The organism is Microcystis sp. M113S1, assembly GCF_020246945.1.
Classification (GTDB): Bacteria; Cyanobacteriota; Cyanobacteriia; order Cyanobacteriales; family Microcystaceae; genus Microcystis.
In genome coordinates this window covers 1-9,978 of sequence record NZ_JADBSA010000405.1, presented here as the reverse complement: position 1 = coordinate 9,978, position 9,978 = coordinate 1, and the positions used below count along the sequence as shown (strand labels likewise).

Below are 9,978 nucleotides of genomic sequence, written 5' to 3'. Positions count from 1 at the left end.
CAGGACTTGCGGTGTCAGTCTGTAGAGCGACCATAAGACCAGAACAGAGTAAATCTGTTAAGGCAGGTGCGGAACCCCGCAAGGGAAAGAAGCAGAAACCTAAATCGTGAGGTTTGGGAATCACCGTCCGTTTACGGCGGCGAGGATGTCAAGGATCGAGATGGGATTGAAGCCACTCTCAAATGGGAATGGATTCCCGCAGACGCTCCCGATAGTTGCGACTGGTTTCCCTGGGAGGTAATAGGAGTAAAGGAAAGTGAGGATGATTCTCGCCCTGTTAGTTGCCGTATTCGCTTTCAAAACGGTTAAAAATGGGAAATAAAAGCAATATATCAGTGGAATCGCCCTAATTGGCGTTTTCTGACCTGAAGGAAGATCACTGCTCGGTTATCGGCTAAAATTAAGAACTGTAAAGAAAACAGATAAATTTTATGGCCGCTAAAGTTGAGATCTATACTTGGAGTTCCTGTCCTTTCTGTATCCGCGCTAAAGCATTACTCAAGAAAAAAGGGGTGGAGTTTACCGAATATTGTATCGATGGTGATGAAGAAGCGCGAGCCAAAATGTCCGATCGAGCCAATGGTCGTACAAGCGTACCACAAATTTTTATAAACGATCAACACATCGGGGGCTGCGATGACATCCATGCTTTAGATAGAAGTGGTGGTTTAGCTCCCCTGTTGCAGAATTAAGGATAAAAACTATTAATGAAACTAGCCTTTATTATCGATCCGATCGAGTATTTAGATCCGGGCCATGATACCAGTGTAGCTATCATGGAAGCGGCCCAATTATTAGGCCATGAAGTCTGGATGACTTCCATCACTGATCTCAGTGCGATTGCGGGAAAAGCTTGGGCAAAACTAACCAGAATTGAACTGGTTCCTGTGGAGTTAAAAGATAATCATTGGGTGGCTGTATCTCAATGGTATCAAAGACAAGAGACAGTTTTAACCTGTCTAGAAAACTTCGATTTTGTCTGGATGCGAAAAGATCCACCTGTGACGATTGCCTATCTTTATGCCACCTATTTATTAGACCTGATCGACCCCAAAAAAACCAAAGTAATTAACTCAACTAGGGGTTTACGCCATGCCAACGAAAAGTTATATACTATTCACTTTTCTCAGGTAATGCCCGCCACAATTGTTTCCCAAGATAAAGCGACAATTAGGGAATTTGTCAACCAAAAAGGGGCGGCAGTTATGAAACCTTTAGGGGGCAAAGCAGGGGAGGGAATTTTATTTCTTAGTCCCGAAGATCGCAATCTCAATTCAATGATTGAAATTAGCACAAAATGGGGACAAGAACCGGTAATGATTCAAGATTATTTACCAGCTGCCCAAGAAGGAGATAAACGCATTATTGTCCTCAATGGTGAACCGATCGGGGCAGTTAATCGTATTCCCACCGGTTCAGAATTTCGCGGTAATATGGCCGTGGGTGGACGAGTGGCAAAAACAGAAATCACCGATCGAGAATTAGAAATCTGTGCCACTTTAGCCCCAAAATTACGAGAAGATGGCCTATATTTTGTCGGATTAGATGTGATTGGTGGCTATCTCACGGAAGTTAATGTCACCAGTCCCACCGGCATTCGCGAGATCGATCGATTAAACAATGTTAGCTTAGGTCAACAGGTGATTAAATGGCTAGAAAATTTTTGGGGAAATGGGGAGTATTTTCAGTGAACAGTAAACAGTAATCAGTGAAAAGACAGTAGGAAACTTCTATTTAATACTGCTCACTTAAAACTCAAATCTGATAACTGATAACTGATAACTGATAACTGTAAAAAAATGAATGCTTTATCAATACCGACGTGGATGGTTCATGTATCGAGTGTCGTAGAATGGATAGTGGCGATCTGGTTAGTCTGGACCTATGGCGACATCAGTAGCGATCGATCGTGGCGAATGTTATCTTGGGGAATGTTACCCGCTTTAATTGGGGCAATGTGTGCCTGTACATGGCATTTTTTTGATAATATCAGTGCCTTATCCTGGTTAGTCACCCTACAGGCAGCCATGACTTTCTTAGGAAATTTTACCCTCTGTGCTGCCGGTTGGTGGCTGTGGCGTTCCAGCAAAATTAGCGTTAACAATGAATAAAGAGAGTTTATTTGCCATCTCCCTGTTTCCCTATCTGGGGTTTCTTTGGTTGATCACTCGTTCGGGAAAAATGCCACGTTTAGCCTTAATTGGCTTTTATGTGCTGTTAATCTTCGTTTTTATCACCATTCCTGCCGGTATCTACGCCAAAATCCACTATGGTCAAGAATTGGCTAACGTCGATTGGTTACACGGCAGCGCCGAACTTTTCCTCACCCTCTCCAATATTCTCGTCGTCTTAGGTTTTCGTCAGGCAATTTTAGCGAAAAAGGAAACAGAGAAAGGGGAACAGGGAGCAGTGAACAGTGAACAGTAAACAGTGAACTGACAACTCACATCTGACAACTCGCATCTGATAACTGATAACTGAATTGTGATACAATCGCCCCAAAACGTCCCTGCGTCAGTCAACTATGTCCCCGATTACACCGTCCATCAGTGTCAACGAACCAAACCCGCAGGCTGCTATCCAGACTTTATCGGTAGTGGTTCCCATTTATAACGAAGTGGACAGTATCCCCCATTTCGTCGAGAGTATCGCCACGATTTTGCGTTCTTATCAAATTAACTACGAGATAATCTGTGTTGACGACGGTTCTAAGGACGGTTCCACCGAGGTTTTAACTAATTTAGCCAAAAATCGCGATGATCTCAAGGCGGTAATATTGCGACGCAACTACGGACAAACCCCCGCCATGGCTGCCGGATTTAATTATGCCACGGGACAGGTCATCGTTACCCTCGACGGCGATTTACAGAACGATCCCAATGATATACCCCTATTATTGGCCAAATTAGAGGAAGGTTATGACCTCGTGAGTGGCTGGCGCAAAAATCGCCAAGATGACCGGGTAAAACGGCTTTTACCCTCAAAAATAGCTAATTGGCTGATAGCAAAGGTAACAGGGGTCAAATTACACGACTACGGTTGTTCTTTGAAAGCCTATCGAGCCGAATTAATCGCCGATATGAATCTCTACGGGGAATTACATCGCTTTTTACCCGCATTAGCTTTTATTGAAGGGGCAAAAATCACCGAAATTCCCGTTAATCACCACGCTAGACGGTTCGGACAGAGTAAATATGGTTTAGATCGCACAATTCGCGTGATTATGGACTTATTTACTGTCTTTTTTATGAAAAAGTTCCTCACCCGTCCGATGCACATTTTTGGACTCTACGGACTGTTATCGATGGTAGTGGGGATTATTTTAGGTACTTATCTGACTATTCTCAAACTCGGTTTCGGACAAGAAATCGGCAATCGACCTTTGTTAATCCTGGCCGTGTTATTCTTTTTAACTGGGGTACAATTACTCTGTTTTGGTCTTTTGGCAGAAATTTTGATGCGAACTTACCATGAATCCCAAAAACGTCCCATCTACCGCGTTCGTACTGTTGTCGGGAATAGGGGATTTTTCAGTGAGCAGTAAACAGTAATCAGTAATCAGTGAGCAGTAATCAGTAAACAGTAATCAGTGAAAAGACAGTAGGAAGCTGCTATTTAATACTGCCCACTTAATACATACTGCACACTTAAAGTAGGGAGGCACAATTATTTGTAGGATGGGTTAGCGCACTTCGTAACATGAGCGGGTGTTGGGTTTCATGCTTCAACCCAACCTATGTTCTGATAACTGATAACTGATAACTGATAACTGATAACTGAAAAAAATATGACTATTTGGGAACTTGATTTTTATTCGCGGCCGGTGGTGGATGAAAATAATAAAAAAAGATGGGAAGTATTAATCTGTGAAACTCCGGCAACAATCGATCGCTCCTCCGATACACTATTTAAATATGCCAGTTATTGTCCTAATACAACGGTTAATTCCCAATGGTTAGGAGAAGCAATTACTGCAGCTATCAAGGAAGCGGGGGTAACTCCCAAAAAAATTCGCTTTTTCCGTCGTCAGATGAATAACATGATTAGCAAAGCTTGCGAGGATATCGGTATTCCCGCTTCCCCTAGTCGTCGCACTCATGCTTTAACTAGATGGATAGAAGAAAGAATGGTTAATTTCTACCCTCAAGAAGTTGGTTATGATCAAAATTTAACTAAAACCGCTTCCGTGAATTATCCTCCTTTAAATGCGGTTCCCCTTCCCGATGCTGTCCGGGGAGATAAGGCAGATAAATGGGCTTTTGTTACGCTAGAATTGTCTTCTTTTAATGATATAAAAGATTGGGATATTAGCTTCGGAGAAAATTTGCCTACACTAGGGATGGGATTAGATGAAAATCTCAAAATACCCGGTTTAGTTATTTTTTCTCCCCGCGCTTTACCCTTAGCTGGTTGGATGTCAGGGTTAGAAATGGCCTATTTAAAGTTAGAAACTGGTTCTCGTCCTCTGCTACGTTTAGAAACAGGTGCTAGTGATAGCTGGATTCTCGTCAACGTCACTAATGCCGAGACTTTAAACGAAGCCAAAAACTTTGAAGAAGCTAAACAAAAAGCGAATAATCTGCATTTTTTAGCTATTCAATCTAACCCTGAATCGGAATCCTTCGCCGGTTTTTGGCTATTACAAGAAGGCTATCAAGAGTAAAGTTTAGTAAAGGTGGGTTTTCAATCCACCCCCACAGAATTAACTTAAAAACATTGTCTAGTCCAACTACCGTGCAACCCGTAGGGAATATGATGTTTAAGATGAATAATCCCTAGGGAATTAGTGATATCTTTAGCATCTAAGATTACCATATTCGATCGATGATTGGCCGCATCGTAAGTGACTACCAATAACCAACCATCATCTTCAGCAATTCCATCGGGTTTAGGCACAAAAATTGGCTCACCTGCGAATCCCCGGGGAGCAAAAGAATGTAACTGTTTTTCTCCCGTTAATAGGTCGAGTTTTAAGATTGCTTGCAAAGGAGCATTACCGGTGGCATGATGAGTGGCAGCGATGTATAAATAACGGTAATCTTGACCAACTTTTGCAGGATTAATGCTGGGAAATTCACAACAATGCTCTAGAATACATTCTCTTGTAACGGTATTTTCTGATAAATTTAGTGTAAATCGCCACAGATGTCCGGGAGCTAAACTATCAAAATCTACCGATTGAAAATTGCTATTTGAATCCAGTTGTGGTAAGGATTGATAACAAATAGAATCGATATAGATTTTCTCCCCTTGCTCAAAAGCATTGCTATGATGGAACACAAAACCTGATGGAGTTTCTAAAACTTTCACTTCTCCTTTGTTAGGATCCCGGGGGATAATAATAATCTTAGTTAACTTGTCCGGTTGATTGATGACGCATTCTCCCGCACCTTTTAACCCAAAAAGAAAGGGAAAAGGATTATAACTAACTGGGTTTTGGAAAAAGATAGCGTAGTGGGGAGTAATAACAAAATCGTGGATAAAACAGAAGCCCGGTATACTGTGGGTATGACGACGTAATAACTTACCCGTGGGACTAATTTCGTAGAGAGTAATAGCACTCGACAAACCCGTTTTAATGGCAAAATTTACCAGACAAGGTTGATGATTATCGAAGATACAAGCGGGATCGATGCGAGGATGAGCGGCAAAAGAATCGCCTTTTTCCAAAATACCATCGAGATAGTCTAAACCAATAGTATCAAGGGTTTTAGCATCGAGGCGATGGGGTTCGGCCGCTTCCCAAAGTGCCAGTAATTTATTACCCCAGTAGATAACATTAGTATTAGCAATATTTTTCAGACGCAAATCAAAAGCATTGCCGAAAATTCCCCCCGGTTTTTTCGTGCCAAAAACGCCGCGATAAAGGGGTTTTCCCGCTTTCTGTTCCTGGAGATAACCCTCAGTTTTCACAAAACGATTACGATAATGTACGCGCCCATGATTGAAGCTAATCGCGCTGATCATACCATCCCCATCGAAGGGATGAGCGATCGCAGTGCCAGCGATATCGAGTAAACCGGGGCCGTTTTTAAAGACTGTACCCTGTAAATCGGGGGGAATTTGCCCCTCGATGTCTTCTACCTCGTAATCGTACTCGTTAGGTTGGGATTGATAGCCTTTTTGCCAATCCTGACGATTATAGGATTTTTTGCCAATTGTCGGAGTTAATACCATAGTAGTTTTACGTTTGTATTTACTTTTCTTAACATAACTTAAAACTACCAGACCTAAAAAGAAGGGGGTGGCGAATCATTTTTCCAGCTATTCACCCCCTCCTTGCGGTCGTGTTATTTAACAAACAACATTTCTTGATAGGTAGGTAAGGGCCAGAAATTGTCAGCTACTTCCCCTTCCAGTGTGTCAGCATATTCGCGCACCTGATCCATCAAGGGACGGATAGTTTGAGCAGAATACTGCATATGTTCCTCGATCGAGGCAAAATCCTGTTTAGCTATGGCCGCACTCAGTTTGCTAACGCCATCCATCAGTAATTTAATTAGATTCGAGACAGTTTGGGCGCTTTCCTTATCGATCTCGATACCGATCGCCGCAGCATTAGCGATCGCCAATGACAATTCCGACAAGTAGCGAACGGCAGCGGGATAAATAATCGTTTTAGCCATACTTACCACCAGTTTCGCCTCCACCTCGATGGCCAGTAAATACTGTTCCGCATAGACATCAAAACGACTTTCCAGTTCAACGGGAGTAAACACACCCATGCGGGTAAACAGTTCTTCGATATAATCGGCCTTCAGCACGGGTAAAGCATCGGCAGTGGTGCGGAGATTAGCTAAACCGCGCTCTTCTACCGCCATTTTGTGCCATTCCGGGGAATATCCGTTACCTCCGAAGATCACATTTCTGTGTTTGTCCATGATCTCCTTGAGAACACCCTGGGCAGCAGTCTTGAGGTCTTCCCCTGCTTTCATCCGGCTTTCTAAGTTATCCGCCACCCAAGTCAGGGAATCGGCTAGAATCGTGTTCATCGCCACCAGCGGCCCGGAAACTGACTGATTAGAACCCACGGCGCGGAATTCAAAGCGATTGCCCGTAAAAGCAAAGGGAGAGGTACGATTGCGATCGCCGGGATCCTTGGGAAATACCGGCAGGGTATCGACACCCATATCCATCAACCCTGGGGCATCAGAACCCTCAATTTGTCCTTGGCTAATTTGGTCGAATACCTTTTCTAACTGGCTGCCCAAATATACCGAAATAATGGCGGGAGGAGCTTCATTTGCCCCCAAACGGTGATCATTGCTGGCGGTAGCCACCACTGCGCGTAAAAGCGGTCCGTACTTGTGAACACCACGAATAACCGCCCCACAGAATAACAAAAACTGCATATTAGCGTGGGGAGTATCGCCCGGATCCAGCAGATTGCCCTGGGTAGCGTTGCCGACAGACCAGTTAACGTGTTTTCCCGAACCATTAATCCCTGCAAAGGGTTTTTCGTGCAGTAGGCAAACAAAACCGTGTTTTTTAGCCGTACTTTTCAGCAAAGTCATAATTAACTGCTGATGGTCACTGGCCACGTTAGCGGCCTCGAAAAAGGGGGCAATCTCGAACTGTCCGGGAGCGACTTCATTATGGCGGGTTTTGGCTGGAATGCCGAGGCGATACATTCTTTCCTCGACTTCCTGCATAAACACCTGAACCCGTTCGGGAATTGCGCCAAAATAATGATCGTCGAACTGTTGACCCTTAGCGGCGGGTTTACCAAATAGGGTGCGACCGGTGAGCAGTAAATCGGGGCGACTATGGGCAAAATGAGCATCTACGAGGAAATATTCCTGTTCAGCACCGCAGCTGGAGTTAACGGGGGCGACTTCCGTATGTCCTAAGAGCTTCAGCACCCTGGTGGCGGCTTTACTCATCGATGAAATCGAGCGTAAAAGCGGCGTTTTTTTGTCGAGGGCCTCTCCTGTCCAAGAGATGAACACCGTGGGGATACACAGGGTTACACCATTATCCGTCTCCATGACGTAGGCTGGACTGGTGACATCCCAAGCGGTGTAACCTCGCGCTTCAAAGGTGGAGCGAAGTCCGCCGTTAGGAAAGGAGGAGCCGTCCGGTTCACCCTGTACTAAGACTTTGCCCGTAAATTCTGTGATCACCGAACCGTCGCTCTGCACGGAGATAAAACCATCATGTTTTTCGGCGGTGGCGTTAGTCATCGGATAGAAGACGTGAGCATAGTACAGCGCCCCTTTGGACGTGGCCCAATCTTTCATCGCAGCCGCCACCGCACTGGCGATGGAAACGTCTAATTTTCCACCAGTTAAAATCGTGTTTTTGACCGATTTGAATACGTCTTTCGGCAGACTGGCCTGCATTTTGCTCAGGGTAAAGACATCGGTTGCCCACAAGGCCTCTAAACGTTGCGGAATTTTGCTCGGTAGGGGTTTACGGTCTGTGACTTGAGAGATAGCTTGAACACGCGTTCCATAACTCATAAGTATTTTTCCTATTTGGCTGTGTCGTGGATAAAGGGTTACTTTATTTAGGCGATGACAAGTTTCCTACTAACTTTGATGTTGAAGTCCGGTCAGAGGCTATTCTCCGCTTAATAATTTTGATCCCACGGCACAAGCTTCTGTGCGGTTTTTATCTGCTTGCGCCGGCCTCTTTCCCGATCAATTAGCAACACCAGCCTTCATCTTAAGAACAGATAATCCAGAGATTTGTATCAAACATTACAAATATTTCAAACCCTATCTTCCACAAGCGATCGCACCTCACTCCCTCTTGACCCATGCAGGGGAACTGAGAAAACGGGTTTCTTTGAGAAACCCGTTTTCTGGAGATAAAACTCTATACATCTATGCAATCGATAAAAAAGCGATACTTGACAAAATCGGGGGGGGGGGTAGAATCCTGGGGGAATTTATCCAAAATTGTTCATGAATTCTACAACTACCTTCAAATCTCTCTCTCTCTCTGGTGTTGTCCTCGCTGGCACAGTTAGCGCGATCGCTGGAATGACTGTCCTCCCCGCCAGCGCCGTCACCTTTACTGGAACTGGTACTGGTTTCAACATCCCCGACAACAACGCCACAGGTGCTTCCAGCACTATTACCGTTCCCACCAGTTCCAACTTCTCGATCACCAACATCACCGTCACCCTCAATAACCCGATCCACGGCCGGATCGGCGATCTGATTGCCACCCTCACTCACGTCGATACCGCGACGACGGTGAGCCTGTTCAACCGGATCGGTCGCGTTGGCTCTGGGCTTGGCGATGACAGCAACTTCGCCGGGGGCAACAACTACAGCTTTAATGATGCCTTTACTGGCGACCTCTGGGCGGTGGCGGCTTCAGGGGGTAGTGCTTTTGTCATCCCCGGCGGCGACTACTTCCCCACCGGTGCGAACAGCGGCACTGCGGTTCCCATGCTGGCTTCTTTGGGTGGCCAACTATCCAGCGGCACTTGGCGGCTGACGATTTCGGATAATGCTATGTCCTCTGGTGGCTCTCTCGGTAATGGTTGGACTCTGAACTTGCAGGGTACTCCGATTCCTGAGCCAAGTTCGGGCTTGGGTTTACTGGCATTGGGCTTGTTGGGTGCGGGAGCGGCACTCAAGCGCCATTTGAATTAGAAATATTAGTAGGATTGGTTGCTAACTCATCCTAAGCGGGGTAGGTGTCTTGCCTGCCCTGTTTTTGTTTGGGGGTTGCCAACTCGCGCTAGATTAGATTCAGGCAACTGTATCGATCTCCATAACTTTTTTAATCATGAGTCAATCTGCTGCTGCAATCAATACTAAACTAATTGATTCTCTTGCTCAAATTATCCTTTCCTTAACTGACGAAGAACAACAGCTTCTGCTACAAAAAATCCAGCATCCAGCCTTATCTGATGTCGATTTTCATCAAGGTTTTCCCTTTGATGTTCAAATTCCTAATACAGAAACGCTCGCCGCCATTGAAGAAGTAGAAAAACATCCTGAGCGTCTTAAGCGTTATAGT

11 protein-coding genes are annotated in these 9,978 nt (G+C 45.0%); 9 read left to right on the top strand and 2 right to left on the bottom strand.

The genetic code is table 11. The features are described 5' to 3' along the window. The first annotated feature begins 66 nt into the window (after positions 1-66). The 7 genes from IM319_RS20640 to IM319_RS20610 all read left to right on the top strand — a co-directional run bounded on the left by IM319_RS20640 (position 67) and on the right by IM319_RS20610 (position 4,663). A complete protein-coding gene (locus tag IM319_RS20640) occupies positions 67-309 on the top strand; it encodes a hypothetical protein (protein WP_287736750.1) in 243 nt (80 codons plus the stop codon). 122 nt (positions 310-431) lie between these two features. Beyond that, a complete protein-coding gene (grxC, locus tag IM319_RS20635; protein WP_287684623.1) occupies positions 432-692 on the top strand; it encodes a glutaredoxin 3 in 261 nt (86 codons plus the stop codon). Between the two features lie 15 nt (positions 693-707). Beyond that, positions 708-1,691 carry a glutathione synthase gene (gene gshB, locus IM319_RS20630; protein ID WP_287736749.1) on the top strand — a complete coding sequence of 328 codons (984 nt, stop codon included), beginning with the start codon at positions 708-710 and terminating at the stop codon, positions 1,689-1,691. A 108-nt stretch (positions 1,692-1,799) separates the two neighbouring features. Then, positions 1,800-2,111 (top strand): DUF2499 domain-containing protein, encoded by a 312-nt coding sequence (locus IM319_RS20625; RefSeq protein WP_287736748.1) that lies wholly within the window; start codon positions 1,800-1,802, stop codon positions 2,109-2,111. Further along, positions 2,104-2,427 (top strand): DUF3593 domain-containing protein, encoded by a 324-nt coding sequence (locus IM319_RS20620; protein ID WP_286825939.1) that lies wholly within the window; start codon positions 2,104-2,106, stop codon positions 2,425-2,427. The genes IM319_RS20625 and IM319_RS20620 overlap by 8 nt, the downstream gene beginning before the upstream one ends. Before the next feature lie 97 nt (positions 2,428-2,524). Next, entirely contained in the window at positions 2,525-3,544 is a 1,020-nt protein-coding gene (locus IM319_RS20615) for a glycosyltransferase (RefSeq protein ID WP_287736747.1), read from the top strand. Between the two features lie 243 nt (positions 3,545-3,787). Beyond that, on the top strand, positions 3,788-4,663 hold the full coding sequence (locus IM319_RS20610) for a Tab2/Atab2 family RNA-binding protein (protein ID WP_287736746.1): 876 nt from the start codon (positions 3,788-3,790) through the stop codon (positions 4,661-4,663). Between the two features lie 44 nt (positions 4,664-4,707). Here the strand turns inward: IM319_RS20610 and IM319_RS20605 are convergent, their stop codons facing one another. Both IM319_RS20605 and IM319_RS20600 read right to left on the bottom strand, forming a co-directional pair. After that, a complete protein-coding gene (locus tag IM319_RS20605; protein ID WP_287736745.1) occupies positions 4,708-6,177 on the bottom strand; it encodes a carotenoid oxygenase family protein in 1,470 nt (489 codons plus the stop codon). Between the two features lie 113 nt (positions 6,178-6,290). Further along, positions 6,291-8,462 (bottom strand): glutamine synthetase III, encoded by a 2,172-nt coding sequence (locus IM319_RS20600; protein WP_287736744.1) that lies wholly within the window; start codon positions 8,460-8,462, stop codon positions 6,291-6,293. A 447-nt stretch (positions 8,463-8,909) separates the two neighbouring features. On the opposite strand from IM319_RS20600, the gene IM319_RS20595 reads away from it, so the two are divergent. Together IM319_RS20595 and IM319_RS20590 are read left to right on the top strand one after the other, a co-directional pair. Next, on the top strand, positions 8,910-9,608 hold the full coding sequence (locus tag IM319_RS20595) for a PEP-CTERM sorting domain-containing protein (RefSeq protein ID WP_002763653.1): 699 nt from the start codon (positions 8,910-8,912) through the stop codon (positions 9,606-9,608). A 136-nt stretch (positions 9,609-9,744) separates the two neighbouring features. Then, on the top strand, positions 9,745-9,978 hold a 234-nt coding region (locus IM319_RS20590), incomplete at its 3' end, for a hypothetical protein (protein WP_287736743.1).

Excerpts from the sequence above, each read along its gene's own strand:
- gshB (WP_287736749.1), top strand. The coding sequence starts at position 708 with ATGAAACTAGCCTTTATTATCGATCCGATCGAGTATTTAGATCCGGGC.
- grxC (WP_287684623.1), top strand. The coding sequence starts at position 432 with ATGGCCGCTAAAGTTGAGATCTATACTTGGAGTTCCTGTCCTTTCTGT.
- IM319_RS20605 (WP_287736745.1), bottom strand. The coding sequence starts at position 6,177 with ATGGTATTAACTCCGACAATTGGCAAAAAATCCTATAATCGTCAGGAT.
- IM319_RS20620 (WP_286825939.1), top strand. The coding sequence starts at position 2,104 with ATGAATAAAGAGAGTTTATTTGCCATCTCCCTGTTTCCCTATCTGGGG.
- IM319_RS20610 (WP_287736746.1), top strand. The coding sequence starts at position 3,788 with ATGACTATTTGGGAACTTGATTTTTATTCGCGGCCGGTGGTGGATGAA.
- IM319_RS20600 (WP_287736744.1), bottom strand. The coding sequence starts at position 8,462 with ATGAGTTATGGAACGCGTGTTCAAGCTATCTCTCAAGTCACAGACCGT.
- IM319_RS20625 (WP_287736748.1), top strand. The coding sequence starts at position 1,800 with ATGAATGCTTTATCAATACCGACGTGGATGGTTCATGTATCGAGTGTC.
- IM319_RS20595 (WP_002763653.1), top strand. The coding sequence starts at position 8,910 with ATGAATTCTACAACTACCTTCAAATCTCTCTCTCTCTCTGGTGTTGTC.
- IM319_RS20615 (WP_287736747.1), top strand. The coding sequence starts at position 2,525 with ATGTCCCCGATTACACCGTCCATCAGTGTCAACGAACCAAACCCGCAG.